At 65.3% G+C, this 25,345-nt stretch carries 22 protein-coding genes and 1 tRNA gene; 9 read left to right on the top strand and 14 right to left on the bottom strand.

Annotated elements, in window-relative coordinates; all coding sequences use genetic code 11:
• Positions 1-21: 21 nt before the first annotated feature.
• On the bottom strand, positions 22-1,284 hold the full coding sequence (locus N3C64_RS05270) for an aspartate kinase (protein ID WP_218628742.1): 1,263 nt from the start codon (positions 1,282-1,284) through the stop codon (positions 22-24).
• 187 nt (positions 1,285-1,471) lie between these two features.
• Between N3C64_RS05270 and N3C64_RS05265 the strand changes: the two genes are divergently transcribed.
• Positions 1,472-2,989, top strand: coding sequence for a pyruvate kinase (locus N3C64_RS05265; protein WP_260012554.1), 1,518 nt, complete (start codon positions 1,472-1,474; stop codon positions 2,987-2,989).
• 1 nt (position 2,990) lies between these two features.
• Here the strand turns inward: N3C64_RS05265 and N3C64_RS05260 are convergent, their stop codons facing one another.
• From N3C64_RS05260 to N3C64_RS05250, 3 genes are read right to left on the bottom strand one after another with little or no spacing between them, the layout of a single operon-like run.
• Positions 2,991-4,028, bottom strand: a complete 1,038-nt coding sequence (locus tag N3C64_RS05260; RefSeq protein ID WP_260012551.1) for an ABC transporter substrate-binding protein — start codon at positions 4,026-4,028, stop codon at positions 2,991-2,993.
• Positions 4,028-5,422: a sensor histidine kinase gene (locus N3C64_RS05255; protein ID WP_260012549.1), complete on the bottom strand. Its 1,395-nt coding sequence runs from the start codon at positions 5,420-5,422 to the stop codon at positions 4,028-4,030. The genes N3C64_RS05260 and N3C64_RS05255 overlap by 1 nt, the downstream gene beginning before the upstream one ends.
• A complete protein-coding gene (locus N3C64_RS05250; protein ID WP_260012546.1) occupies positions 5,415-6,086 on the bottom strand; it encodes a response regulator transcription factor in 672 nt (223 codons plus the stop codon). The genes N3C64_RS05255 and N3C64_RS05250 overlap by 8 nt, the downstream gene beginning before the upstream one ends.
• Positions 6,087-6,208: 122 nt before the next feature.
• Here N3C64_RS05250 and N3C64_RS05245 point away from each other — a divergent pair, with 122 nt between their 5' ends.
• The 3 genes from N3C64_RS05245 to N3C64_RS05235 all read left to right on the top strand — a co-directional run bounded on the left by N3C64_RS05245 (position 6,209) and on the right by N3C64_RS05235 (position 9,253).
• Positions 6,209-7,186, top strand: a complete 978-nt coding sequence (locus N3C64_RS05245; RefSeq protein ID WP_375546095.1) for a Bug family tripartite tricarboxylate transporter substrate binding protein — start codon at positions 6,209-6,211, stop codon at positions 7,184-7,186.
• A gap of 87 nt (positions 7,187-7,273) precedes the next feature.
• On the top strand, positions 7,274-7,705 hold the full coding sequence (locus tag N3C64_RS05240) for a tripartite tricarboxylate transporter TctB family protein (protein ID WP_218628736.1): 432 nt from the start codon (positions 7,274-7,276) through the stop codon (positions 7,703-7,705).
• A gap of 9 nt (positions 7,706-7,714) precedes the next feature.
• A complete protein-coding gene (locus tag N3C64_RS05235) occupies positions 7,715-9,253 on the top strand; it encodes a tripartite tricarboxylate transporter permease (protein ID WP_218628735.1) in 1,539 nt (512 codons plus the stop codon).
• A 138-nt stretch (positions 9,254-9,391) separates the two neighbouring features.
• Here the strand turns inward: N3C64_RS05235 and N3C64_RS05230 are convergent.
• Together N3C64_RS05230 and N3C64_RS05225 are read right to left on the bottom strand one after the other, a co-directional pair.
• Positions 9,392-9,467, bottom strand: a tRNA-Ala gene (locus N3C64_RS05230).
• 192 nt (positions 9,468-9,659) lie between these two features.
• Positions 9,660-9,986, bottom strand: coding sequence for a TIGR02300 family protein (locus tag N3C64_RS05225; protein ID WP_218628734.1), 327 nt, complete (start codon positions 9,984-9,986; stop codon positions 9,660-9,662).
• A 133-nt stretch (positions 9,987-10,119) separates the two neighbouring features.
• On the opposite strand from N3C64_RS05225, the gene N3C64_RS05220 reads away from it, so the two are divergent.
• From N3C64_RS05220 to N3C64_RS05210, 3 genes are read left to right on the top strand one after another with little or no spacing between them, the layout of a single operon-like run.
• Complete coding sequence (locus N3C64_RS05220) at positions 10,120-10,812, top strand: M48 family metallopeptidase (protein WP_218628733.1); 693 nt, start codon at positions 10,120-10,122, stop codon at positions 10,810-10,812.
• Between the two features lie 31 nt (positions 10,813-10,843).
• On the top strand, positions 10,844-11,491 hold the full coding sequence (locus N3C64_RS05215; protein WP_218628732.1) for a GntR family transcriptional regulator: 648 nt from the start codon (positions 10,844-10,846) through the stop codon (positions 11,489-11,491).
• Between the two features lie 60 nt (positions 11,492-11,551).
• Positions 11,552-12,052, top strand: coding sequence for an acyl-CoA thioesterase (locus N3C64_RS05210; RefSeq protein WP_260012543.1), 501 nt, complete (start codon positions 11,552-11,554; stop codon positions 12,050-12,052).
• A gap of 44 nt (positions 12,053-12,096) precedes the next feature.
• Here N3C64_RS05210 and lpdA read toward each other — a convergent pair whose 3' ends face one another.
• From lpdA to sucC, 6 genes are all read right to left on the bottom strand, one after another.
• Entirely contained in the window at positions 12,097-13,485 is a 1,389-nt protein-coding gene (lpdA, locus tag N3C64_RS05205) for a dihydrolipoyl dehydrogenase (protein WP_218628731.1), read from the bottom strand.
• Between the two features lie 120 nt (positions 13,486-13,605).
• Positions 13,606-15,129 (bottom strand): 2-oxoglutarate dehydrogenase complex dihydrolipoyllysine-residue succinyltransferase, encoded by a 1,524-nt coding sequence (odhB, locus tag N3C64_RS05200; protein WP_218628730.1) that lies wholly within the window; start codon positions 15,127-15,129, stop codon positions 13,606-13,608.
• 3 nt (positions 15,130-15,132) lie between these two features.
• Positions 15,133-18,099 (bottom strand): 2-oxoglutarate dehydrogenase E1 component, encoded by a 2,967-nt coding sequence (locus tag N3C64_RS05195; RefSeq protein WP_260012542.1) that lies wholly within the window; start codon positions 18,097-18,099, stop codon positions 15,133-15,135.
• A 318-nt stretch (positions 18,100-18,417) separates the two neighbouring features.
• Positions 18,418-19,305, bottom strand: coding sequence for a succinate--CoA ligase subunit alpha (sucD, locus tag N3C64_RS05190; RefSeq protein WP_218628728.1), 888 nt, complete (start codon positions 19,303-19,305; stop codon positions 18,418-18,420).
• A 16-nt stretch (positions 19,306-19,321) separates the two neighbouring features.
• Positions 19,322-19,594 (bottom strand): hypothetical protein, encoded by a 273-nt coding sequence (locus N3C64_RS05185; protein ID WP_260012535.1) that lies wholly within the window; start codon positions 19,592-19,594, stop codon positions 19,322-19,324.
• Positions 19,595-19,598: 4 nt separating this feature from the next.
• Positions 19,599-20,792, bottom strand: coding sequence for an ADP-forming succinate--CoA ligase subunit beta (sucC, locus tag N3C64_RS05180; protein WP_218628726.1), 1,194 nt, complete (start codon positions 20,790-20,792; stop codon positions 19,599-19,601).
• A gap of 242 nt (positions 20,793-21,034) precedes the next feature.
• On the opposite strand from sucC, the gene N3C64_RS05175 reads away from it, so the two are divergent.
• Positions 21,035-22,105, top strand: a complete 1,071-nt coding sequence (locus tag N3C64_RS05175; RefSeq protein ID WP_260012533.1) for a glycosyltransferase family 2 protein — start codon at positions 21,035-21,037, stop codon at positions 22,103-22,105.
• Here N3C64_RS05175 and N3C64_RS05170 read toward each other — a convergent pair.
• Both N3C64_RS05170 and mdh read right to left on the bottom strand, forming a co-directional pair.
• A complete protein-coding gene (locus N3C64_RS05170) occupies positions 22,086-23,300 on the bottom strand; it encodes a hypothetical protein (RefSeq protein WP_260012532.1) in 1,215 nt (404 codons plus the stop codon). The two genes, N3C64_RS05175 and N3C64_RS05170, sit on opposite strands and share 20 nt — an antisense overlap.
• 87 nt (positions 23,301-23,387) lie before the next feature.
• Positions 23,388-24,350, bottom strand: coding sequence for a malate dehydrogenase (gene mdh / locus N3C64_RS05165; RefSeq protein WP_218628723.1), 963 nt, complete (start codon positions 24,348-24,350; stop codon positions 23,388-23,390).
• A gap of 252 nt (positions 24,351-24,602) precedes the next feature.
• Between mdh and N3C64_RS05160 the strand changes: the two genes are divergently transcribed.
• A complete protein-coding gene (locus tag N3C64_RS05160; RefSeq protein ID WP_260013090.1) occupies positions 24,603-25,340 on the top strand; it encodes a sulfite exporter TauE/SafE family protein in 738 nt (245 codons plus the stop codon).
• The last annotated feature ends 5 nt before the right edge of the window (positions 25,341-25,345 follow it).

Below are 25,345 nucleotides of genomic sequence, written 5' to 3'. Positions count from 1 at the left end.
CTCCCTCTGGGCCTGAGTGCCTCAGGCCGCTTTCTCCAGTTCGAAGGCATCATGGAGGGCCTGCACGGCCAGTTCCATATATTTCCGGTCGATCAGCACCGAAATCTTGATCTCGGAGGTCGAGATGACCTTGATGTTGATGTTTTCTGCGGCAAGTGCCTTGAACATGGTCGCTGCGACGCCAGCGTGCGAACGCATACCGATGCCGACGACCGAAACCTTGGCGACCTCGGTGTCGATGATCAGGTCGTCGTAGTTGATCAGGCCAGCGGCCATCGCATCTTCCATCGCCTTCTTGGCGCGGGCCACCTGGTTGATCGGGCAGGAGAAGGTCATATCGGTGACGGCGCCCGAATGGGCTTCATCATAGTCTTTTTCCGAGATGTTCTGAACGATCATATCAACGTTCACGCCCGCATCCGACAGCGGCCCGAAGATGGCCTGGGCTACGCCCGGACGGTCTTCGATGGTGAAGAGCGTGATCTTGGCTTCGTCACGCGAATAGGCCACGCCCGAGACGACTTTCGATTCCATGATTTCATCCTCACCGCAGACAAGGGTTCCAGAGTTTTCGTCGGTGTCCTCGAAGGACGACAGCACCCGCAGGCGCACATTATAACGCATTGCCAGCTCGACCGAGCGGGTTTGCAGCACTTTCGCACCAAGCGAGGCCAGTTCGAGCATCTCCTCGAAGGCGATCTTCTCGAGCTTGCGCGCTTTCGAGCTGATCCGCGGGTCGGTCGTGTAGACGCCGTCCACGTCGGTGTAGATGTCGCAACGCTCCGCGCCGAAGGCGGCGGCGAAGGCCACCGCGGTCGTGTCCGAACCGCCACGGCCGAGCGTGGTGATGCGGCCCTCGGCCGACAGGCCCTGGAAGCCCGCGACAACCGCGACCTTCATGCCCTCGGCGAACTTGGCATCGATATTCTCGCGCGGGATCGACACGAAACGCGCGGCCGAATGCGCCGAGGTCGTGTTGATCGGCACCTGCCAGCCCTGCCAGCTGCGTGCGGGCACGCCCATCTCTTGCAGGCGCAGCGCCATCAGGCCGGCGGTCACGTTCTCGCCCGAGGCCACGACCGCGTCGTATTCGCGCGCGTCGTAGAGCGGAGAGGTCTGCTCGACCCAACCCACCAGTTCATTTGTCTTGCCCGACATGGCCGACACGATGACGATGACATCGTAACCGCGTTCAACCTCGCGCTGGACCTTCGCGGCCGCATTCTGGATACGGTCGAGGTCGGCTACCGAGGTGCCACCGAATTTCATGACGAGAAGCGGCATCCTACCCCCCTGAAGCGCCGGAACCGTCCCGGCAAAAATCCTGCCCCAGCTAACGCAAGGGGGGCGCGCTTGCAAGGGTTTGCTGGGTGTTTGGGCGCGACATCGTAACCGCGCCGTCACAGGGATGTCACCGGTTTGTCGCATCGGCGCTGTAGCGGACTTTGCGGGTGGTCTACAGGAGGTTGCAATGAGTCTTGCAGAGGTCGAGGCACGCGAGCGGCGTGCGCAGGCACGGGGCCTGTATCGGGCGCTGGAGGTGCTTCGGGCCGACATGGCGCGGCGCGCAGCGGCGACGATGGAGCATTGGGACGGGCTGATCCTGCGCCCTGAATTCGTAGCCTCGGCGCGTAACCTGGCTGATTATCTGGCGCTGCGGCGGGGCGATCTGGTGCCGTTTCAGGCGCCTTTGGCGTCGCTGGGGCTCAGCTCGCTGGGTCGGGCGGAAAGCCATGTGCGGGCGTCGATCGATGCGGTTCTGGCGTCGCTAGCCTTGATCGGCGGCGAGGGCGAGGCCGAGTACCCGCCGGTCGAGGTCTTTGCGGCCGGGCCGGCGCGGCTGGCGGCGCGGCGCGATCATCTGTTCGGAGCGCGTCGGGGTAACCCGCAGTCGCGCATCATGGTCACCCTGCCCACAGCGGCTGCCGACGGCCCCGAACTGATCGCGCAATTGCTGGCGGCGGGCGCCGATTGCCTGCGCATCAACTGCGCCCATGACACCCCCGAGGAATGGGCCGCGATGATCGGCCATGCCCGCCGTCTGGGGGCCGAGACGGGCCGTCGTGTGCCGGTGCAGATTGACCTGCCCGGCCCCAAGCTGCGGATCAAGGCGGTCTCGGGCGAGGAAGAGCGCCTGCATGTGGGCGAGAGTTTCGAGATCGTGCCCGCCCTGCCGCGCGGCAAGAAGAAGCTGCGCAAATCGGGCCGGGTTCAGGCGGTGCTGAGCCACCCGGCGCAGCATGCCGCGCTGACCGAGGGCGCGGCGATCTGGATCAATGACGGCAGGCTGCGCGCCCGCGTGACCGACGTGTCGCCGGAGCGCGTGATCTGCGAGGTCGTCTCGACCCCCGGCAAGGGTGCCCGCATCCGCCCCGAGAAGGGAGTAAACCTGCCCGGCACCGATCTGCGCGTGCCCGCCCTGACCGAGGACGACATGGCTCCGCTCGACTTCGCGCTGCGCCATGCCGACATCATCGGCTATTCCTTCGTGCAGACCGGCGCCGATCTGCGCGCGCTTTTCGCCGCGATCGAAGAGCGGCTGCCGGGGCGCAACCCGCAGGACTGGCCGGCGCTGATGCTCAAGATCGAGACGCCGCTGGCGCTGCGCAACCTGCCCGCGCTGATCGTTGAGGCAGGCGGGCGCATGCCGGTGGGCGTGATGATCGCGCGCGGCGATCTGGCGGTCGAGATCGGCTTTGAGCGGCTGACCGAGATTCAGGAGGAGATCCTGTGGCTCTGCGAGGCCGCCGAGGTGCCGGTGGTCTGGGCGACGCAGGTGCTTGAGGGGCTGGTCAAGGACGGTCAGGCCAGCCGCGCCGAGATGACCGATGCCGCCATGAGCCAGCGCGCCGAATGCGTGATGCTGAACAAGGGCCCGCATCTGGCCGAGGGCGTCGAGGTGCTGCATGACGTGCTGACGCGCATGGACCGCCATTCGAACAAGAAGTCCCCGCGCCTCGGTGCGTTGGGGCTGTGGCACGACTTCTGAGCTACTGAGCGAAGGTCTTGCGCCAGTCGGAGAGGAAACGCTCCGACGTGGCGCGGTCCATCGCCACCAGCAGGGCGGGGGCCAGCGGGATCAGGCGGCGCGCGCTGTCGGGCGCGTCGGCCTCGGTGTTGATCGCCGGGTTGTCGGCGCTGATCGCCAGATTGTTCGCGGCCAGCGACAGTTGCCCTGCGGGCGAGAGCAGGAAATCGAGGAAGGCCCCGGCCTCGGGGCGCACCCGGCTGCCCGGAAAGATCAGCGCGCGCGACAGAACCAGCGTGTAGTCGCGCGGCGCGACGATGCCGAGGGTCGGGTCGCGCAGCGCCTCGGTCACGGCGTAGGAGCCAAGAATATTGTAGGCGATCAGATAGTCGCCGCGCTGCACCCCGTCGATGATCTCGGCCGAACAGCAGGTGGCGACCGCGCCCGAGCGGGCGAAGGCTTCCATCAAGGCGCCGAAGGTCGTGGCCTCTTGCGAGTCCATATAGGCAAAGAGGTAGCCAAGCCCCGATTGGGAGATCTCATAGGTGGCGATGCGCCCGGCGTAGCGCGAATCCTCGGGGCGCAGCAGGTCGAGCAGGTCGAAGCGGGTGCGCGGCACCTGATCGGGCGGCACGAGGCTGCGGTTATAGACCATTACCGCCGGTTCGCGGGTCACGCCCCAGATCTCGTCTCGCCAGCGCAGCGTGTCGGGCAGGCCGGTGCTGAAGGACGACTGCCACGAGGCGGCGCAGCGGTCGTTGACCAGTCGGATCATCTGATGGACGGCCGAACTGATCACGATGTCGGCGCCACTCTCGCCCGTGGCGCATTCATCGGAACTGCGCTGGTAAAGCGCGTTCGAGCCCCATTGCTCGTAAACGATCGCAAGACCCGGATGCGCCGCGAGGAACTCTTCGACCGTGGGCGCGAGGATGTCGACATCGGTGGTGGTGCGCAGGACCAGCCGTGTCAGGGCGTTTTCCGGCCCGAAGGCGCGCACGACCTCTTGCGCGTGGGCGGGCAGGGCGAGGCAGAGTAACAGAAGGGTCAGGCGGATCATCAGCGCTCTCCCGACCGGGGCAGGGTAATCGCGACGCGGAACCCCTCGGCGCTGTCTTCAAGGGCGAGATGGCCGCCAAAGGCGCGCGCGACCGAGTCGGCGATCGAGAGGCCCAGACCGGCGCTGCGTCCATCGGCGGCGGCGCTGCGCACAAAACGGTCGCCGAACTGCGCGCGGACGGCGGCCGAGGGGCCAGGGCCGGCATCTTGCACCCAAAGCCGCGCCTGCGCGCCCTGCACATCAGCCCCCAACACGATGGGCGCGCGCCCATGCGCCAGCGCGTTGCGAAACAGGTTCTTGGCAGCCTCGCCGAGAGAAAGAGGATCGCCCAGCACGATCACCGGCGTCTCGCCAATCTCAAGGCGGACCTCGGCCCCGGGGGCGATCAGCTTGTGATCGCCCGCCTCAACGATATCGAGGGCGATGTCGCGCAGGTCCACCGCCTCGCGCCGGGCCGAGTCGATGCGGTGGATGACAAGCGCCCGACTGAGCATCTGATCAAGCAGCCGCCCAAGGCTGACGCTGCGGTCATGGATGCGCCCGATCAGGCGGTCGCGGCGGTCGGGGTCGGTTTCCTGCGTCGCAAGATCGGCCTGCGCACGCAGCGCGGCAACCGGGGTGCGCAGCTGATGCGCGGAATCGGAAATCAGGTTGCGCATCGCATCGAACTGTCGCTCCAGCCGTCCCATGAAGCCGTTGACCGCGCCCACGAGGCTTGCGACCTCGCGCGGGACGGCGGTGGAAATCTCTGTCAGGTCTTGTGGATCGCGCGCGGCCAGCGCCAGTGCCAATTCGTCCAGCGGGCGCAGCGCCGAGCGCACCACCAGCACCGCCAGCAGCACCACGGCGGCCCCGCCGATGGCCAGCCCCATCAGGGCGTTGAGCGCGATATCCTCGGCCAGGGCGTTGCGCTCGCGCAGGGTCTGTCCGACGATCACCTCAATTGTGCCTGACAGGTCGCGCTCGGCGAAGCGGCGGGTCAGGCGGATGAAGCGCGCAGGCTCGCCGGTGAAGGGGGCGTCGTAATAGACCGGCCCGCTGGTCACGAGACGTGCGGCTGGCGGCTGTGGCAGGTCCGCGTAGCCCGTCAGCACGGCCCCGTCGACGCCGCGCACCTGATAGGCGATGCGGTCCTCGGGGGCGAGGGCGAGCAACTCGAACGCCGAGACGGGAAGGTCCACCACCGCCGCGCCCTCGATCACCGAGACCGAGGCGGCGATGGAACTGGCGGCCCCCACCAACAGGCGGTCGAAGGCCTCGCGCGCGGCGGCACGGCCGTAGGCGAAGGTGGCAAGCGACAGCACGACCCCGCCGACGACGAGCAGCACAACCAGACCGCCTGCAAGCCGGGCGCTGAGCGACAGGGTCGAGGCGCTGCGGGGCGATTCAGTCATCGGCGTCAAGGCTGTAGCCCTGCCCACGAAGGGTGCGGATCTCGACGCCGCTGCCCGCAAGCTTCTTGCGTAGCCGCGCGATATAAAGCTCGACCGCATTCACCCCGACGATGGCGTCGTCAAAGGAATAGAGCCCCTCGTGCAGGCGCTCTTTATTCACCACCTGCCCGCGATGCTTGAGTAACATTCCCAGAAGCGAGAATTCGCGCCGCGTCAGGTCCAGCCGCTCGCCCGCCACGCTCGCCACGCCCCCGGTGGCATTGTAGCTCAGCCGCCCCAGTGTGATCTCGCTCGACCGCTCGGCCTTGTCGCGGCGCAACAGAGCGTGCAGCCGTGCGGCCAGTTCGCGGTGATCGAAGGGTTTGGTGAGGTAGTCATCCGCGCCAAGGCCGAAGGCCGAGAGCTTGTCATCCACCGAAAACTGCGCGGTGAGCATCAGCACCGGCATCGGTAGCTTGCGTCGGCGAATGTCGCGCAAAAGGTCCGTCCCCGAGCCGTCGGGTAGGTTGATATCGAGCACCGCCGCATCGTAGCGCTGCACGTCGAGGCAATCCTCGGCCTCGCGCAGGGTCATGGCGAGATCGCAGGCAAACCCGCTCTGGCTGAGTTGGCGTTGCGTCGCCTCGGCCAGATCCGGAGCATCCTCGACCAGCAAGATTCGCATTGCGCCCCCCTCCCAAGGGTGTCGGCGATCCTGTGACAGGTTCGTGACAGGTTCAACTCGTAAGTTCCTTGGCACAGACCCGGCGGCGTGACCGCAGGGGTCGGAACGTGGAGGAGAACAATATGGCTTTCAAAGCAATCCGCACGGCGCTTGCCGTGGTCGGTTTCGGTCTGGTCGGCACGATGGCTGCCGCGCAGGAAAACCCCGAGTGCATCGCGCCCGCGAACCCGGGCGGCGGCTGGGACTTCACCTGCCGTCAGGTCGGCAAGTCGCTGCAGGATCTGGGCATGATCGGCAAGACCATGCAGGTCGTGAACCTCGCCGGTGGTGGCGGTGGCGTGGCCTATGCCGAAGTGGTCAACAAGCGCAATGACAGCAACGACCTGATCGTGGCTGCCTCGTCGGCAACCGCGACTCGTCTGGCGCAGGGTGCCTATCCGGGCAACTCGATGGATCAGGTGCGCTGGGTCGCTTCGGTCGGTGCCGATTACGGCATGATCGCGGTTGCGGCCAACAGCCCGGTCAACACGCTCCCCGAGCTGCTGGACATGATCAAGAATGACCCGACCTCGGTTTCGGTGGCAGGCGGTTCTGCCGTCGGCGGCTGGGACCACCTCAAGGTGCTGATCGCAGCCAATGCCTATGGCATCGACGATGTGCGCTCGGTCAAATACGTGGCCTTCGATGGTGGCGGCGAGGCGGTGACGCAGCTTCTTGCCGGCTCGGTTCAGGCCTTTACCGGCGATATCTCGGAAGCCAAGGGCTTCGTCGATTCGGGCGATATCAAGGTGATCGCGGTGCTCGCCCCCGAGCGTCTGGAAGGCGAATTCAACAAGTTCCCGACCGCGAAAGAGCAGGGCGTCGATGCGCTCGGCGCGAACTGGCGCGGGTTCTACGCCCCCAAGGGCATGTCGGATGACGCCTACAACATGTGGGTCGAGAAGATCGGCAAGCTTTATGCCTCGCCCGAGTGGAAGGCCACGATGGCAGCCAACGGTCTGGCGCCGCTCGATCTGCAAGGGGCGGAGTTCGAGGCGTTCGTCGCAGACTCGGTGGCGCAGATCCAGTCCATCTCGAAAGAAATCGGGATCATCAAGTAAGGGCTACCCCTTTCCTCACCCTGCTTGATCCCTGGGGCGGTCTGGGCCGACCGCCCCAACCAATTCCTGCCGCATAGGAGAGTTCACATGAGTGATCGTATCTTCGGTGCGTTCGGCGTGTTTCTGGCACTCGGCTACGCATATGCCGCGCTTCAGATCGAAGAGAGCTTCCTGTCGGACGCCGTCGGACCCAAAGCCTTCCCGCTTATCATTGCAACGATCTTCGGTCTCAGTTCGGCCGTGATCTTCCTGCGCCCCGACGCCGAGCCGCACTGGCCCGCCTTTGGGCGCCTGGCCGAACTGGCCGCTGCCGTCGTCGTCATGGTGCTCTACGCCGAATTGCTGCCGGAGGCCGGTTTCGTCATCGCGACCGCGTTTGCCGCTGCCTACCTGTCCTGGCGCCTCGGATCGACACTGATCGGTGCCGCGCTGACCGGGGTGGGCACGTCCGTCGGCATCTATGTCGTCTTTCACCTGGTTCTGGGGCTGTCGCTGGCCCGCGGCCCGCTTGGATTCTGAGGAGGAACCATGGAACTCCTGTCTTCCCTTGGCGACGGTTTCGCCGTCGCGCTGACCTGGCAGAATCTGGGTCTGGCCCTTCTGGGCTGTTTTCTGGGCACGATCATGGGCGCTCTGCCCGGCCTCGGCCCCTCGAACGGTGTCGCGATCCTGATCCCGCTGGCCTTCTCGCTGGGGCTCGGGGCCACGCCCGCGCTGATCCTGCTGACCTCGGTCTATTACGGGGCGATGTATGGCGGGCGGATCTCGTCAATCCTGCTGAATATTCCGGGCGATGAGCCTGCGATGATGACCTGTCTTGACGGCTACCCGATGGCCCAGAAGGGCATGGCGGGCGAGGCGCTGGCGATTTCGGGGATTGCGTCCTTCGTGGGCTCGTTCCTTGCGACCTGGGGCCTGATCCTGCTGGCGCCGCAGCTGGTCAAGATCGCGCTTCTGTTCGGTCCGGCCGAGTATTTCGCGCTCTTCGCGCTGGCCTTCATGACGCTTGGCGGGGTCAGCTCGACCAATCAGGCGAAGTCGGCCTTTGCCGCGGCGCTTGGCCTTGGCTTGGCGATGATCGGCGTCGATACGCAAACGGGCGTGCCGCGCTTCACCTTCGGCGAGGTGCACCTGTACGACGGGCTCGACTTCCTCGTCGCCATCGTCGGTCTGTTCGCGCTGTCCGAGGTCTTCATCTTCCTCGAAGAGCGCCACGGCGCCGCCGATGCCGCCGGACGCAAGCTGACCGTCGGACGCCTGACGCCGCCCGCCGCGATGGTCAAGGAATGCACGCCGACCATGCTGCGCTCGTCCTTCCTGGGCTTCCTGGCGGGCGTTCTGCCGGGCGCGGGCGCGTCGCTTGGGTCGTTCATCTCCTATTCGATGGAGAAGCGCCTGGTGGACCGCAAGGGCACCTTCGGCAAGGGCGATCCGCGCGGCGTGGCCGCCCCCGAGGCGGGTAACAACGCGGCCGCCGGTGGCGCGCTGGTGCCGATGCTGGCGCTTGGTGTGCCGGGCTCAGGCACTACGGCGGTTCTGCTGGCGGTTCTGCTGTCGCTCAACATCACGCCGGGGCCGCTTCTGTTCGCCAACAACCCGGATGTGGTCTGGGGTCTGATCGCGGCGCTGTTCATCGCGAACTTCATGCTGCTGGCGATGAACATCCCGATGGTGGGCATCTTCACCCGCGTGCTGATGGTTCCGCCGCGCATCCTGATGCCGATCGTGGCCATGGTCAGCTTCGTCGGGATCTACGGGATCTCGGGTTCGACCTTCGATCTGCTGGTGATGATCGGCTTCGGCATCATGGGCTGGGGGCTGCGCAAACTCGATGTGCCGCTCGTGCCGATCATCCTGGGGACGCTGCTTGGTAACGCGATGGAGAATAACCTGCGCCGCGCGATCACTATCGACAACGGCAACTGGTTCACCCTCATCGACAGCCCCCTGTCGATCGCGCTCTGGGCCTTCGCGATCCTGGGCTTCCTGCTGCCGATCTTCGTGGGCCGCATGGTCAAGATGCGGATGCGTCAGCGCGGCGATGCCGAGGGATCCGTGATCGACTGATGCGCTGAGCCAGGTCTCCGAAACCAATGAAGGGCCGTGCTTTGCGCGGCCCTTTGCTTTGCGTGGGGGAATGATAAGATCTTGCGTAAAAACAAAAAAACGCCCTTGCGGGCGCTATCGTGTCATCTTGAGGAGATTTGGTGGAGCCAAGGGGAGTCGAACCCCTGACCTCTTGAATGCCATTCAAGCGCTCTCCCAACTGAGCTATGGCCCCACCGGAGGTCTCGCGCAGCGGTGTGTGCCGCCTTGCGTGGGGCGTCGTATACGGCGCGCACCGGACGGGCGCAAGAGGAATTTCGCGGCTTCGTCGGAAAATTTTTGGCGCCTCGATTGCCCGCAGCGGGGCGCAAATAGACAAGGCGCGAGGCAAAGCCCCGCGCCTGTCAAAAGCCCTCGAAACGGCTGATCAGCTGTCGTCGTCGCCTGCGCTGACGTCGGCGATATCGTCGAGCGAGACGTTATCGTCCTCGTCATCCTCGAGCAGATCGTCGTCGATATCGACGTCACCGGCATCATCGTCCAGATCGTCGTCACCCAGATCGTCCACGTCGATGTCACGCTCGCGGTTCGCCGTCTTGTCGGCGACCAGAACGCGGCCACGTCCGGCAGTCAGGCTTTCCAGCGTGAAGCTGTTCGAGCAGACCGGGCAGGTCATGGGATCTTTGGTCAGGTCGTAGAACCGGCTCGCGCAATGCGGGCAGAGGCGCTTGACGCCCCATTCCTCTTTCGGCATGGAATTCTCCTAGCATCGCTCTGATTAGAGAGTCGACGCCACGTGCCATACTAGGCGCGGGGTGTCAAAGCCTTTTCGCGCCAAATTCGACAAGGCGCGCTCACAGGCGTGACAGAGCCGCACGGAGTCGCCGATGAGCCGCCTGATCCTGCCCGAGATGCCCGAGATCGCCTTGCAGCTGCGCCGCTCGGCGCGGGCGCGGCGATTCAGCCTGCGGGTCTCGCGGATCGACGGGCAGGTGACCCTGACGCTACCCGCCCGCGCGCGCGAGGCCGAAGCGCTGGCCTTTGCCCGCAGTCAGGCCGAATGGCTGCGCCGCACACTGGCGGCCATGCCGGATGTCTCGCGCCCGGTCTTCGGCGGGACCATCCCTTTCGAGGGCCGCCAGATGGTTCTGGTTCCGGGCACCGTGCGCGCGCCGAAGCTAGAGAGCGACAGGCTGATCGTGGCCGCAGGCGAGGATCGGCTCGGTGCCCGGCTGGAGGCTTTCTTCAAGCATTGCGCCCGGCGCCGCCTGCAGGCCGCCACCGAGGGCTACGCGGCCGCGCTTGGTCGCCCCTTCAAGCGGATCACCCTGCGCGACACGCGCTCGCGTTGGGGGTCCTGTGCGCATGATGGCTCGCTCAGTTATAGCTGGCGACTGATCATGGCTCCGCCCGGCGTGCTCGACTATGTGGCGGCGCATGAAGTGGCGCATCTGGCCGAGATGAACCACTCGCAAGCCTTCTGGGATGTCGTCGAACGGCTGCGCCCCGGTTATGGGGCGGAGCGCGCCTGGCTCAAGCGTCACGGTGGCGCGCTGCACGCGATCCGCTTTCGCGATTGACCTCTGCGGGATTTGTGATCACAAACGGCAGATGACCACGATTACCTCACGCCCGATCGAAACCGCCGCGCATGATCGGCTGTACCGCAGCCTGCGGCTACAGATCATGCATGGTGAGTTGCTGCCGGGGCAGGCTCTGACACTGCGCGGTCTGGGCAAGCAGTTCGGCGTGTCGATGACGCCCGCGCGTGAAGCTCTGCGGCGGCTGGTGGCGGAGGGGGCGCTGACGCTGTCATCCTCGGGGCGGGTGACCACGCCCGAGCTATCCAACGACCGGATCGAGGAACTGGCGGCGCTGCGCGCGCTGATCGAGCCGGAACTGGCCTCGCGCGCCTTGCCGCGGGCACATCTGGCGCTGATCGACCGTCTGGGGGCGATCAACACCGCCAATGCCGAGGCCGTCGCCAAGCACGATGCCGTGGGCTACATCCGCACGAACCTCGAGTTTCACCGCACGCTCTACCTGCGCGCTCAGGCCCCCGCGATGCTGGCGGTGATCGAGACGGTCTGGCTGCAACTCGGGCCGACCATGCGCGCGCTCTACGGCAAGATGCAGCGCAACGAGCCGCCGCGCCATCACCGCATGATCCTTGCCGCGCTGCGGGCTGGAGACGAGCCCTCGCTGCGGCTGGCGGTGCGCACGGACGTCACGCAGGGCCTGCGGCACCTGGCGCAGTAACGGCGCTTGACGCGGCGCCCCATGCGATCATGCTGCTCCAAAGCAAGGCATGAGGGGCCAATGACCAGTGAACTGACCGAAGCCGAGCGCAAATCGCTCGAGATGACCGTGCTGATGACGCCGGATCTGGCCAACTTCTCGGGCAAGGTGCATGGCGGCGCGCTACTGAACTGGCTTGACCGCGTGGCCTTCTCGCTGGCCTCGCGCTACTCGGGGCGCTACGCGGTGACGCTGAGCGTGGATCAGGTGACCTTCAAGGAGCCGATCCATGTGGGCGAGTTGGTGCTGTTCCGCGCGGCGGTGAACCATACCGGGCGTAGCTCGATGGAGATCGGCATTCGCGTCGAGGCAGAGAACATCACCAAGGGCACGCGGCGGCATACCAACAGCTGTTACTTCACCATGGTCGCCGTGGATGAGACGGGCCGCCCCGTCGAGGTGCCAACGCTTGACCCGCAGACCGAGATTGAACGCCACCGCTGGCAGGCCGCCGAGGTGCGCAAGAGCCTGCGGCGCGAGTTCGCCGCGCGGCTGGATCTGGCCGCAAAGCGCGCGGAATGAAAAAGGGCGGCCCGGGGGCCGCCCTTTCGATGCTGTGGGGTCGATCAGGCGTGGATCGCGCCGTCGCCGCAGGCCAGTGCCGCTTCGCGCACCGCTTCCGAGTAGGTCGGGTGGGCGTGGCAGGTCAGCGCGATGTCCTGCGCCGAGGCGCCGAATTCCATGGCCACGCAGATCTCGTGGATCATGTCGCCCGCGCCCGGGCCGATGATGTGGCAGCCAAGGATGCGGTCGGTGCCGGCATCGACGATCAGTTTGACGAAGCCATCAGCCTGGAACACCGCCTTGGCACGGCCGTTGCCCATGAAGGAGAACTTGCCGACCTTGTAGGCGCGGCCCTCCTGCTTGAGCACCTCTTCGGTCTTGCCGACCGAGGCGACCTCGGGGGTGGTGTAGATCACGCCGGGGATCACATCGTAGTTCACGTGGCCATGCTTGCCCGCGATGACCTCGGCGACCGCCATGCCCTCATCCTCGGCTTTGTGGGCGAGCATCGGGCCGACGATCGCGTCGCCGATGGCGTAGATGCCCTTGACCGAGGTTGCCCAGTGGGCGTCGGTCTTGACCTGGCCGCGCGGCAGCATCTCGACGCCGAGCGCCTCAAGGCCGAGACCTTCGGTGTAGGGCTTGCGGCCGGTCGCGACCAGCACGACCTCGGCGTCGAGGGTGTGCTCGCTCTCGTCCTTGCGCAGCTTGTAGGCGACGGTGTTCTTGTTCTTGCCCTTGGTCACGCCCTGAACGGCGGCGCCGAGCACGAACTTGATGCCCTGCTTGGCAAGGATCTTCTGGAAAGACTTGGCGATCTCGCCATCCATGCCGGGGGTGATCGCGTCGAGATATTCGACCACGGTCACCTCGGCGCCGAGGCGGGCATAGACCGAGCCCATTTCGAGGCCAATGACGCCCGCGCCGATGACGACCATCGATTTGGGCACCTTGGGCAGCGAGAGTGCGCCGGTCGAGGTGACAACGGTGTCCTCGTCGATCTCGATGCCGGGCAGCGAGGCGGGCTCGGAGCCGGTGGCGATGACGATCGACTTGGCGGTGTGGACTTCATCGCCGACCTTGACCTGACCGGCGGCGGGGATCGAGCCCCAGCCCTGCAGGTAGGTCACCTTGTTCTTCTTGAAGAGGAACTCGATGCCCTTGGTGTTGCCGTTGATGACGTCTTGCTTGTAGTCCTGCATCTTCGCCCAGTCGACTTTGACCTTGGCGCCCATCAGGCCCATCTTCTCGAAGTTCTCGTGAACCTCGTGCAGGTGGTGGGTGGCGTTCAAGAGCGCCTTGGAGGGGATGCAGCCCACGTTCAGGCAGGTGCCGCCGAGGGCGCCGCGACCCTCAACGCAGGCGGTCTTGAGGCCCAACTGGGCGCAACGGATCGCGCAGACATAACCACCGGGGCCGCCGCCGATCACGATAACGTCGAAATCTGCCATTGGAATTTTCCTTTGACTGGTGTCGGGGGGCGCTGCCCCCCGCGCCCCCCGAGGTGTTTGCACCAAGAAGAAGGGGCGGGATGGAAGAAGGGGCGGCGCAGGGGCCGCCCCGTGATCTGATCAGAGATCCAGCAGCAGGCGGCGCGGATCCTCGAGCGCTTCCTTGACGCGGACGAGGAAGGTCACGGCGCCCTTGCCGTCGACGATGCGGTGGTCGTAGCTGAGCGCGAGATACATCATCGGGCGGATGACGATCTGGCCGTTCACGACCACGGGGCGGTCCTGGATCTTGTGCATGCCAAGGATGCCCGATTGCGGCGGGTTCAGGATCGGCGAAGACATCAGCGAGCCATAAACGCCACCGTTCGAGATGGTGAAGGTGCCGCCCTGCATCTCGGCCATCGACAGCTTGCCGTCACGGGCGCGCTTGCCCTTTTCGGCGATGGCTTTCTCGATGTCCGCGAACGACATCTGGTCGGCGTCACGGATGACCGGAACCACGAGGCCGGTCGGCGTGCCGGCGGCCACGCCCATGTGGACGTAGTGCTTGTAGACGATGTCGCCGCCGTCGATCTCGGCGTTGACCTCGGGGACTTCCTTCAGCGCGTGGCAGCAGGCCTTGGTGAAGAAGGACATGAAGCCCATACGCACGCCATGCTTCTTCTCGAACTGGTCCTTGTACTCGTTGCGCAGCGCCATGACGCCCGACATGTCGACCTCGTTATAGGTGGTCAGCATGGCGGCGGTGTTCTGGCTGTCCTTGAGGCGCTTGGCGATGGTGGCGCGCAGGCGGGTCATCTTGACGCGCTCTTCGCGGGCCGCATCCTCGGCGATCGAGGGCGCGCGCGGGGCCGTGGCCGGGGTGGGCGCGATCGAGACGGCAGCTGCGGCGGGCTTGGCGGCGGCTGCGGCGACGTCTTCCTTCATGATGCGGCCATCGCGGCCCGAGCCCTGGACCTGAGCGGGCGTGAGACCGGCTTCGGCCATGGCTTTCTTCGCCGAGGGCGCATCCTCGACATCCTTGCCTGCGGCTGCGGCGGCCGGTGCCGGCGCTGCGGCGGGAGCGGCGGCCGGCGCTGCGGCGCCAGCCGAGGCGCCTTCGGCCACGACGGCGAGTTTCGCCGAGGCGTCAACGGTGGTGCCTTCGGGCGCGACGATCTCGGTCAGGACGCCCGCGACCGGCGAGGGAACCTCGACCGACACCTTGTCGGTTTCGAGCTCGCAGAGCATCTCGTCCTGGGCGACGGTATCGCCGACCTTCTTGAACCAGGTGGAAACCGTGGCTTCCGACACGCTTTCGCCCAGGGCGGGCACCATAACGTCCGTCATTTTGACCTCATTGGATTGCGGCGCGGTTGCAGAGGGGCTGGCGCCTTCGGATTTCGGTTGCGAAGGGGCGGCGGCCGCGCCCGCTTCGGAAAGGATGGCAAGGAGAGCGTTGACGCCGACCGTCTCGCCCTCGGCGGCGACGATCTCAGTCAGAACCCCGGCCGCGGGGGCCGGGACCTCGACGGTCACCTTGTCGGTTTCAAGCTCGCAAAGCATCTCGTCGACCGCGACCGTGTCACCCGGTTTCTTGAACCAGGTGGCGACGGTCGCCTCGGTCACGCTTTCGCCCAGAGTGGGGACGCGGACTTCGGTCATGGATCAGCCCTCCAGCGCGTCGTTGACGAGAGCTTCCTGCTCGGCCTTGTGGCGGCTGGCGAGACCCGTCGCGGGCGAGGCCGAGGCGGCGCGACCCGCGTAGCGCGGACGACCGTGCTTGGCGTCGATCTTCGAGAGCACCCATTCGATGTTCGGCTCGACGAAGGTCCAGGCGCCCTGGTTCTTCGGCTCTTCCTGACACCAGACGATCTCGGCGCCCTTGAAGCGGCTGAGCTCGTTGACCATCGAATGCGCCGGGAACGGGTAGAACTGTTCGAGGCGCAGGATGTAGACATCCTCGAGGCAGCGCTTGTCGCGCTCGGCCAGCAGGTCGTAATAGACCTTGCCCGAGCAGATCACGACACGCTTGACCTTGGCGTCGTCCGCGAGCTTGAACTCCGAGTTGCCCTTGTGCTGCGGATCGGCGTCGTCCCACATCACGCGGCGGAAGAACGAGCCGGTGGTGAATTCCTCGGCCTTCGACACGCAGAGCGGGTGGCGCAGAAGCGACTTCGGCGTCATCAGGATCAGCGGTTTGCGGAACTTGCGGTGAATCTGGCGACGCAGGATGTGGAAGTAGTTCGCCGGGGTCGAGCAGTTCGCCACGATCCAGTTGTCTTCCGCCGACAGTTGCAGGAAGCGTTCCAGGCGTGCCGAGGAGTGCTCGGGGCCCTGACCTTCGAAGCCGTGCGGCAGCAGGCACACGAGGCCCGACATACGCAGCCACTTGCGTTCGCCCGAGTTGATGAACTGGTCGAACATGATCTGCGCGCCGTTGGCGAAGTCGCCGAACTGGGCTTCCCACAGGGTCAGCGCATTCGGTTCCGCCAGCGAGTAGCCGTATTCGAAGCCCAGAACCGCGTATTCCGACAGCGCCGAGTCGATGACCTCATAGCGGGCCTGACCGGGTTTGATGTGGTTGAGCGGGTAGTAACGCTCTTCGGTGGTCTGATCGACAAGGCCCGAATGGCGCTGCGAGAAGGTGCCGCGGGTACAGTCCTGCCCCGACAGACGCACACCAAAACCTTCCGAGAGCAGCGAACCGAAGGCAAGCGCCTCGGCGGTTGCCCAGTCGAAGCCGGTGCCGGTCTGGAACATCTTCTTCTTGGCCTCGAGCTGGCGCGAGACGGTCTTGTGGATGTCGAAACTGTCCGGGTAGCTGGTCAGCGCATTGCCGACCTCGGCCAGCAGTTCGGGCGCGATCGGGGTGGTTCCCGCGTCGTAATCCTCATGCTCGCGTTCGAGGTGCTTCCAGCGTCCGTCGAGCCAGTCGGCCTTGTTCGGCTTGAACTGCTTGCCGGCCTCGAACTCTTCGTTGAGGCTTGCCTGGAAAGCGGCCTTCATGTCCTCGATCTCGCCTTCCGGGATCAGCCCGTCGGCAACGAGGCGCTCGGTATAAAGCTGGAGCGTGGTCTTGTGGCCCTTGATGTTCTTGTACATCTGCGGGTTGGTGAACATCGGCTCGTCGCCTTCGTTGTGACCGAAGCGACGGTAGCAGAACATGTCGATGACGACGTCCTTGTGGAACTTCTGGCGGAACTCGATCGCAACCTTGGCGGCGTGAACCACGGCCTCCGGGTCGTCGCCGTTCACGTGGAAGATCGGCGCTTCCACCATCAGGGCGATGTCGGTCGGGTAGGGCGAGGTGCGCGAGAAGTGCGGCGCCGTGGTGAAGCCGATCTGGTTGTTCACGACGATATGGATGGTGCCGCCGGTGCGATGGCCCTTGATGCCCGAAAGCTGGAAGCCTTCGGCCACGATGCCCTGGCCCGCAAAGGCAGCGTCGCCATGCAGCAGGATCGGCAGAACCGCGATGCGGTCGACGTCGCCCAGTTGGTCTTGCTTGGCGCGGACCTTGCCCAGAACGACCGGGTTCACCGCCTCGAGGTGCGAGGGGTTGGCGGTCAGCGACAGGTGCACGGTGTTGCCGTCGAAGGTGCGGTCCGACGAGGCGCCGAGGTGGTATTTCACGTCGCCCGAGCCGTCCACGTCATCGGGCTTGTACGAGCCACCCTGGAATTCGTGGAAGATCGCGCGGTAGGGCTTCATCATCACGTTGGCAAGCACGTTCAGGCGGCCGCGGTGCGGCATGCCGATGACGACATCTCGCAGGCCGAGTTGCCCGCCGCGCTTGATGATCTGTTCCATCGCCGGGATCAGCGCTTCGCCGCCATCAAGGCCAAAACGCTTGGTGCCCATGTACTTGACGTGCAGAAACTTCTCGTAGCCCTCGGCTTCGACCAGCTTGTTCAGGATGGCGCGGCGGCCTTCGCGGGTGAAGGCGATCTCCTTGCCGTAGCCCTCGATACGCTCTTTCAGCCAGCCGGCTTCCTCGGGGTTCGAGATGTGCATGTATTGCAGCGCGAAGGTGCCACAATAGGTGCGCTTGAGCACGTCGAGGATCTGGCGCATCGACGCGATCTGAAGGCCCAGAACGTTGTCGATGAAGATCGGGCGATCCATGTCGACTTCGGCGAAGCCGTAGGATTTCGGATCAAGCTCCGGGTGCAGGCTGGCGTCGCGCATCCCCAGGGGGTCGATGTCGGCGATCAGGTGACCACGGATACGGTAGGCGCGGATGATCATCAGCGCGCGGATCGAGTCGAGCACGGCGCGCTTGACGGCCTCGTCGCTAACCTCGACACCGGCGGCCTTCGCGGCCGACTTGATCTTGTCGCCCGCAGCCTTGCCTTCCTTGGGCGCGGCCACCGGCCATTCACCGGTCAGCGCGGCGGTCAGATCGTCATTGGGCGACACCGGCCAGTCGGTGCGGTCCCAAGAGGCGCCCTGGGCGGATTTCTTCACATCCAGTTCGGGATCGCCGAGCGAGGCGAAGAAGGCGCCCCAACTGGGATCGACCGAGTTCGGGTCGGCGGCGTAGCGCGCGTAAAGCTGTTCGACATAGTCCGAGTTGGCGCCTTGCAGGAAGCTCGACGCGTGGAACTGGTCGTTGGGGGATTGGTCGTTCATGACGGTTATCCTTGGAAACGGCTGAGGGGCCAGTGAGGGGCGGGGGGCGGATCAGCTTGCGCAGTCCGCCGCGAAAGAGCGGGGCGATCGCCCGAGGTCGGCGGTGGAGCGAAGGGGAGGGGCAGCGGCAAAGCACCCAACCGGCACGAAACGCGCCGCGGCCAAATGGGCCATCTGGGACAAATTAGCGTCCATTATTCCTCCCGCTCCGGCAAAGCCGGCCTTTGAGCGTCACTCAGAAGGGCGAAAGAGGGCACACCCTCCTTGGCACTTGTGAGTGGGGTGGAGGTCGCGGTAGCCCGCGACCTCCGGCAGGGATCATTCGCCCTTGATCGCCTTCATCACGGCTTCGCCGAGATGTGCGGGGCTTTCCGCGACAACGATACCGGCCGAGCGCATCGCCTCGATCTTCGACTCGGCGTCGCCTTTGCCGCCCGACACGATCGCGCCGGCGTGGCCCATGCGGCGGCCGGGAGGAGCGGTGCGGCCGGCGATGAAGCCAGCGGTCGGCTTCCAGCGGCCTTTCTTCTTCTGCTCCTTCAGGAACTCCGCGGCTTCCTCTTCGGCCGAACCGCCGATTTCGCCGATCATGATGATCGAGGTGGTTTCCGGGTCGTCCAGGAACATGTCGAGCACGTCGATATGCTCGGTGCCCTTGATCGGGTCGCCGCCGATGCCGACAGCCGAGGACTGGCCGAGGCCAAGGTCCGAGGTCTGCTTCACGGCTTCATAGGTCAGCGTGCCCGAGCGCGAGACCACGCCGCACGAGCCGCGACGGTGGATGTGGCCCGGCATGATGCCGATCTTGCAGGCGTCGGGGGTGATGACGCCGGGGCAGTTCGGCCCGATCAGGCGCGACTTGGAGTCGATCAGCGCGCGCTTGACGCGCATCATGTCGAGCACCGGGATACCCTCGGTGATGCACACGATCAGTTCCATCTCGGCGTCGATCGCCTCGAGGATCGAGTCGGCCGCGAAGGGCGGCGGAACGTAGATCGCGGTCGCGTTCGCGCCGGTCACGGCTTTCGCCTCATGGACCGAGTTGAACACCGGCAGGTTCAGGTGCGAGGTGCCGCCCTTGCCGGGGGTCACGCCGCCAACCATCTTGGTGCCGTAAGCGATTGCCTGTTCCGAGTGGAACGTGCCCTGCGAGCCGGTGAAGCCCTGGCAGATGACTTTGGTGTTTTCGTTAACGAGGACTGCCATCTGGCGTTCTCCTATCCTAAATGACTGCGTTGGCGATCTGCCAACAAGTGAAGCAGTAGGCGGCTACGGTTGCGAGGCGGAGCGCCCAGACCTGCGCCGCCAGCATGGCGGGGGACTGGGCCAGGCGTTCATGTGCGCCGAGGCCGAGACGGCCTGCAATCTGGCGTCGACCTTGGAGCAGGCTGCTTTCGCTACGCGTCTTCCGCATCGTTTCTGCCATCAGCAGAAGCAGCGTCGTGAAAACGCAAAGCGCGCAACCGATCGCAGCCAAGGCGACGTGATTGACCAAAGGCTTACCCCTTCACCGCTTTCACGATCTTCTGGGCGCCGTCGGCGAGGTTGTCCGCCGCGATCACGTTCAGACCCGAGTTCTTGATGATCTCTTTGCCGAGCTCGACGTTGGTGCCTTCGAGGCGCACAACGAGCGGAACCTGCAGGCCGACTTCCTTCACCGCGGCGATCACGCCCTCGGCGATGATGTCGCAGCGCATGATGCCGCCGAAGATGTTCACGAGGATGCCTTTGACGTTCGGATCCGAGGTGATGATCTTGAAGGCCTCGGTCACTTTCTCTTTCGTGGCGCCGCCGCCAACGTCGAGGAAGTTCGCCGGCTCAGCGCCGTAGAGCTTGATGATGTCCATGGTGGCCATCGCCAGACCCGCGCCGTTCACCATGCAGCCGATCTCACCGTCGAGCGCGATGTAGTTCAGGTCGAACTTCGACGCTTCGAGTTCCTTGGGGTCTTCCTCGGTGGTGTCGCGCAGCTCCATGATGTCCTGGTGACGGTAGAGCGCGTTGTTGTCGAAGCCCACTTTGGCGTCGAGCAGCTTGAGGTTGCCGTCGGTCATCACGATCAGCGGGTTGATCTCGAGCATCTCCATGTCCTTGTCCATGAAGGCGCGGTACATGTTGCCGAGGATCTGGGTCATCTGCTTGACCTGACCGCCTTCGAGGCCGAGGGCGAAGGCCACGCGGCGACCGTGGTAGGGCATGTAGCCCACGGCCGGGTCGATGGTCAGGGTCAGGATCTTCTCGGGGGTCGAGGCAGCGACCTCCTCGATGTCCATGCCGCCTTCGGTCGAGCACACGACCGAGACGCGCGACGAGCCGCGGTCAACCAGCAGCGCGAGGTAAAGTTCGCGCGAGATGTCCGAGCCGTCTTCGATGTAGATGCGGTTGACCTGCTTGCCGGCCGGGCCGGTCTGGTGCGTCACCAGGGTCTTGCCAAGCATCTGGCGGGCCAGTTCGGCCGCCTCAGCAACCGACTTGGCCAGGCGCACGCCGCCCTTCTCGCCGGCTTCGGGCTCTTTGAACTTGCCCTTGCCGCGGCCACCCGCGTGGATTTGCGACTTCACGACCCACAGCGGGCCGTCGAGTTCGCCCGCGGCGGTCTTGGCGTCTTCCGCCTTGAGAACCACGCGGCCGTCGGAGACCGGGCAGCCGTAGCTCTTGAGGAGCTGCTTCGCCTGATATTCATGAATGTTCATGGCAGTTGTCCCATGCTGGTGCGATTTGGAGGGTTTAGTGGCATATTCGGCCCCCGTAACAAAACGATAAATGCGCCTCGAAGCCCTGTATCAGCAGAAAATTGCACTTTGTGATCACAGGCTGAAAAAGTGTGATCACAAATGCCGCAGTGCAGCATTGCCTGCGAGCGATAGCGACTCGGGTTGCGCCTCTGGGCGGGCGGTGCGAAAGTCGCCGTGGCCAAGAAATGCACGAGAAAACGATGCCCGAAACCGCTGTTCTGCCCAGTTGGGGAGTGGTTGCCACGATCGACGAACCTCCTGCGCTGGCGGCTGCATTCGTGGCGCATCACCTCGCGGTCGGCGCGCGAGAGGTGCATGTTTTCCTGGACCGGCCGAACCCCGAGACCGAGGCGCTGCTGCGCGGTGTTCCCGGCGTTGTGCTGCGCCATTCCGGCGATGATGGATGGGTGCGCGGCTGGAAAGCGCTCCGGCCCGCGCGACACGAAACGCGGCAGAAATACAATGCAACGCGTGCGCTGGCCGAGGCGGGGCTGGACTGGCTGGTTCATTGCGACGCCGACGAATTCGTGCATCCACACCGGTCCTTCGCGCTTGATCTGGCCTCCGCAGGCCCCGAGAAGGCCTGGATCAAGCTTGAGGTAGAGGAGCGTTGCTTTCTGCACCGCCGCCCGCGCGCTTTGTTCGAAGGTGTCTTCCGTTCGCCTTGGCCCGATTTCGAGGATGACGGCGCCGAGATCTACGGCGACCGGGCGCGGTTTCTCAACCGAGGCGTGGCGGCGCATTCGGCGGGCAAAAGCTGTACTCGCGCCGCCGAAGGGCGGGTGATCGGCGTGCATTATCCGCTGGCCCATTGGGATGATAGCCGCAACACACTGCCTTATCGGCCCTCGTATAATGCGCGGCTGCGCCATTTCGACGGGCTGACGCCGCTGCATTACATTCTCAAGATGCTGCGACGGGCCACGACAGAGGTCCGCGGTCAGCCAATCCCCCATGGCGCGCCGCGTCTGGCGCAGATGGCGGCGGCCGCGCGGCGGGTGCGCAACCCCGAGGGGCTGGCGCGGCTATGGTGGAAGGTGCTCGGGCTGCGCAAGCCCGAGGCCGAGGCTCTGGAAGCGCGCGGGATGCTCACGCGCGGCGAAACGGGGATCGAGGCAACGGTGACGGAACTGTTCGGCGCGCGCGTGGATCTGAGCCCTGCGGCTTTCGACCGCGCGCTGGTGGTTCATCAGGCCGAACTGATCGACCAGTTGCACGACCGGCTGGGCTTCGACCCCGCGCCGTTGATGCTCAGTTCAGAAACACCATGAACAGCGGTGCCTCGCCCGACACCAGGCGCTCGAATTGCAGCATGTTCTGCGCGGTGACCTGGGGGGCATCGCTCAGATAGGGCAGGGCGGCCCAACCTTGGAACCAGCCGACGATATCGACCGGGCGCGGCTCGGTGAAGAGCTTCGATATATCGAGGCCGGGTGGCACCTGCGTGGTGGCGCGGCCAAAGAAGATGTCTTTCGGATAGGGCGCGGCAAGGCGGCCGGTCAGCAGCCCCTCGGCATCGTCGAGCACCGCAAGCCAGCTGGCGCTGATCCCTTTGGGGAAGGTCAGCCCGGTAGCCGAAACTTGGGCGTCATTCGGGATCCATTCGCGGTCATTGTCCGTCTCCTGCGCCACCAGCGCCCAGAAGCGGCGGTTCTCGGACACCATCGACAGGTAGTGATCGCGCGCGGCGAGGGTGCGCGTAGCGTCAGGTTCGTGCCGCAGCGTGCCATCGACGATCGCGAACATGTCGATAAAGTTCGAATAGCCGTAGGGATCGGACTCGTTGTCTTTCTTGCGCAAGATCGCGCTTGCCTCACCTACCCGGGCAATCGCTGGGGCGGGGTCATAGGCCCGGATCATCTGCGTCGTGCCGGAGATGAGATGTGTATAGGCTGCAAGCCAGGGCGCATCGGCGGCGTCGAAACGCACGGCGGGCAGCGCGCCTTGGGTCTGCTGGCGCTCTTGCCATTGCCAGCCAAAGAGTACCGGCCCCGCGATGTCGCTGAGCGATTCCGCCAGACCGCGCTTGCCGTCGCCATCCGCATCGAGCCACAGATCGGCGAAATCAAGCTCGAACCCGAAGGCGCTGTCGTCGGGAAGATCGGCCAGCGCGGCGCGGGCGCGCTCCATCCCGGCAAGCGTGTCGTCGAGGATCGCGGTGATCTCGGCAGGGTCGAGTTGGCGCGGGTTGGGGTTGTTGCCAAGCTGCCCGGCCATGCCGAATATCATGTCCATGCCGCGCCCCATGCCGACCTGCCAGCGCAGCTGGTAGACGCGCTCCAGCGCGGCCAGAAATTCAAGCCCGCCGATGGCAAAGCGTTCCTCATCGGTGGGCGTGGGCAGGGCCGAAAGGCGGGCGAGTGTGGCGGTGATGCCGGTTTCGCCGATCTCGGCGCTCAGGCCGGTGCCCGCGAGGGCCGGAATGGGCAGGATGGCAAGGGCCGTGGCGAGCAGCAGGCGGCGCATGGCGGGTTCTCCTCACGAAATGCAAAGGCTTAAATGCAAAAGGCGCACCCGGGGGGTGCGCCTTCCACTGTAACCGCTGATCGGCGATCAGGCCAGCGACGGGTCGATGCCCTTGCAAGCCGCGACGAGGCCTTTGACCGCATCGACCGACTTGTCGAACATCACCTGCTCGTCTTTGTTGAGCTTGATGTCCACGATCTTCTCGATGCCGCCGGCGCCGATGATGGTGGGAACGCCGACATACATGCCGTTCAGGCCGAAGGCGCCATCAACATAGGCCGCGCAGGGCAGCAGGCGCTTCTGGTCTTTCAGATAGGCTTCCGCCATTTCGATGGCCGAGGTGGCCGGGGCGTAGAAGGCCGAGCCGGTCTTGAGCAGGCCGACGATCTCGGCGCCGCCGTCACGGGTGCGCTGGATGATCGCGTCGAGCTTCTCTTGCGTGGTCCAACCCATTTCGACCAGGTCCGGCAGCGGAATGCCGGCAACGGTCGAGTAGCGGGCCAGCGGAACCATGGTGTCGCCGTGGCCGCCCAGAACGAAGGCGGTGACGTCGCGCATCGAGACGTTGAATTCGGTCGCCAGGAAGTGGCGGAAGCGCGCGCTGTCCAGAACGCCGGCCATGCCGACGACTTTCTCGGCCGGCAGGCCCGAGAACTGCTGCAGCGCCCAGACCATCGCGTCGAGCGGGTTGGTGATGCAGATCACGAAAGCGTTCGGGGCGTGCTTGGCGATGCCTTCGCCAACCGACTTCATGACCTTGAGGTTGATGCCCAGCAGGTCGTCGCGCGACATGCCCGGCTTGCGCGGAACGCCCGCGGTCACGATGCAGACGTCGGCGCCGGCGATGTCGGCGTAATCGTTGGTGCCTTTGAAGGTGCCATCGAAGCCTTCGGACGGACCGGATTCGGCGATGTCGAGGGCTTTGCCCTGGGGCGTGCCTTCGGAGATGTCGAACAGAACGACGTCACCGAGTTCTTTGATCGCGGCGAGATGGGCGAGCGTGCCGCCGATCTGACCGGCACCGATAAGGGCAATCTTGGGTCGGGCCATGGAATTCCTCCAAAGTCAGGTGGGTTGGGTTGAGCTGACGCGGCATGGGTTAGCCCTTTGCGACCAGTCTGGCAAGGGCGGGGTGGGCAGCTGCGGCGCTAACGGTGCAATTGTATGCCATTGTGCACCGAAATATTCGTTCGTGGTGGCGCTAAAATTTTTAAGAAAGCCCCCTGTCAAACCGCTCCCGGTCTTTTACCAAACCAAAAGACCCCGCGTTTCGGGGCCGATTCTCTGCGGGGGCCGATGGATCTGGACAGTTGGGGATGGGCGATGGCGGTGCTGGCCGCCATCTCGGTCGGCATGGCCAAGGGCGGCCTGCCGATGGTCAGCTCGCTTTCGGTGCCGCTGCTGGCGGGGGTGATGAACCCGGTTGCGGCGGCGGGCCTGCTGCTGCCGGTCTATATCGTGTCGGACATGTTCGGGCTGATCGCCTACCGCAAGGAATTCGACAAGCGCGTGCTGAAGATCATGGTTCCTGCCACGGCGATCGGGGTGGGGATTGGCTGGGCCACGGCATCTTATGTGCCCGAGCGCGTCTCGACCGGCCTTGTCGGCCTCATCGGTGTGGTCTTCGCGCTGAACGCGATCCTGCGGCCAAGACTGGGCGCAGCGGCCGAGCCGAAGGTTGGGCCGGGGATGTTCTGGGGCGCGATCACCGGCTTCACCAGCTTCATCAGCCATTCCGGCGCACCGCCCTATCAGGCCTATACGATCCCGCTGAACCTGCCGCGCACGGTATTCGCCGGCACCTCGACCATTCTCTTTGCATGGGTCAACGCAATCAAGCTGATCCCCTATGCGGCCCTTGGGCAGCTCAACCTGGGCAGCCTGAAACTGGCGCTGGTGCTGGCGATCCCGGCCGCGGTCTCGGTCTTCCTGGGAGTGCGCCTTGTGCGGATCATCCCGCATGAGATGTTCTACAAGCTGGTCACCTGGGCGCTCTTGCTGATCTCTGCCAAGCTGCTCTGGGGCGCGATTCTGGCCTGAGATGC

The sequence above is a fragment of the Sedimentimonas flavescens genome (assembly GCF_025154035.1).
In the GTDB taxonomy this organism is placed as follows: Bacteria; Pseudomonadota; Alphaproteobacteria; order Rhodobacterales; family Rhodobacteraceae; genus Rhodobacter; species Rhodobacter flavescens.
Note: the sequence above shows the minus strand (reverse complement) of the source record. Positions and strands in the feature narration are given on the sequence as shown.

Excerpts from the sequence above, each read along its gene's own strand:
- N3C64_RS05255 (WP_260012549.1), bottom strand. The coding sequence starts at position 5,422 with ATGACTGAATCGCCCCGCAGCGCCTCGACCCTGTCGCTCAGCGCCCGG.
- N3C64_RS05235 (WP_218628735.1), top strand. The coding sequence starts at position 7,715 with ATGGAACTCCTGTCTTCCCTTGGCGACGGTTTCGCCGTCGCGCTGACC.
- sucD (WP_218628728.1), bottom strand. The coding sequence starts at position 19,305 with ATGGCAGTCCTCGTTAACGAAAACACCAAAGTCATCTGCCAGGGCTTC.
- lpdA (WP_218628731.1), bottom strand. The coding sequence starts at position 13,485 with ATGGCAGATTTCGACGTTATCGTGATCGGCGGCGGCCCCGGTGGTTAT.
- N3C64_RS05250 (WP_260012546.1), bottom strand. The coding sequence starts at position 6,086 with ATGCGAATCTTGCTGGTCGAGGATGCTCCGGATCTGGCCGAGGCGACG.
- N3C64_RS05260 (WP_260012551.1), bottom strand. The coding sequence starts at position 4,028 with ATGATCCGCCTGACCCTTCTGTTACTCTGCCTCGCCCTGCCCGCCCAC.
- N3C64_RS05215 (WP_218628732.1), top strand. The coding sequence starts at position 10,844 with ATGACCACGATTACCTCACGCCCGATCGAAACCGCCGCGCATGATCGG.
- N3C64_RS05270 (WP_218628742.1), bottom strand. The coding sequence starts at position 1,284 with ATGCCGCTTCTCGTCATGAAATTCGGTGGCACCTCGGTAGCCGACCTC.
- N3C64_RS05225 (WP_218628734.1), bottom strand. The coding sequence starts at position 9,986 with ATGCCGAAAGAGGAATGGGGCGTCAAGCGCCTCTGCCCGCATTGCGCG.
- sucC (WP_218628726.1), bottom strand. The coding sequence starts at position 20,792 with ATGAACATTCATGAATATCAGGCGAAGCAGCTCCTCAAGAGCTACGGC.
- N3C64_RS05175 (WP_260012533.1), top strand. The coding sequence starts at position 21,035 with ATGCCCGAAACCGCTGTTCTGCCCAGTTGGGGAGTGGTTGCCACGATC.
- N3C64_RS05220 (WP_218628733.1), top strand. The coding sequence starts at position 10,120 with ATGAGCCGCCTGATCCTGCCCGAGATGCCCGAGATCGCCTTGCAGCTG.
- N3C64_RS05210 (WP_260012543.1), top strand. The coding sequence starts at position 11,552 with ATGACCAGTGAACTGACCGAAGCCGAGCGCAAATCGCTCGAGATGACC.
- odhB (WP_218628730.1), bottom strand. The coding sequence starts at position 15,129 with ATGACCGAAGTCCGCGTCCCCACTCTGGGCGAAAGCGTGACCGAGGCG.
- N3C64_RS05195 (WP_260012542.1), bottom strand. The coding sequence starts at position 18,099 with ATGAACGACCAATCCCCCAACGACCAGTTCCACGCGTCGAGCTTCCTG.
- mdh (WP_218628723.1), bottom strand. The coding sequence starts at position 24,350 with ATGGCCCGACCCAAGATTGCCCTTATCGGTGCCGGTCAGATCGGCGGC.
- N3C64_RS05240 (WP_218628736.1), top strand. The coding sequence starts at position 7,274 with ATGAGTGATCGTATCTTCGGTGCGTTCGGCGTGTTTCTGGCACTCGGC.
- N3C64_RS05170 (WP_260012532.1), bottom strand. The coding sequence starts at position 23,300 with ATGCGCCGCCTGCTGCTCGCCACGGCCCTTGCCATCCTGCCCATTCCG.
- N3C64_RS05265 (WP_260012554.1), top strand. The coding sequence starts at position 1,472 with ATGAGTCTTGCAGAGGTCGAGGCACGCGAGCGGCGTGCGCAGGCACGG.
- N3C64_RS05245 (WP_375546095.1), top strand. The coding sequence starts at position 6,209 with ATGGCTTTCAAAGCAATCCGCACGGCGCTTGCCGTGGTCGGTTTCGGT.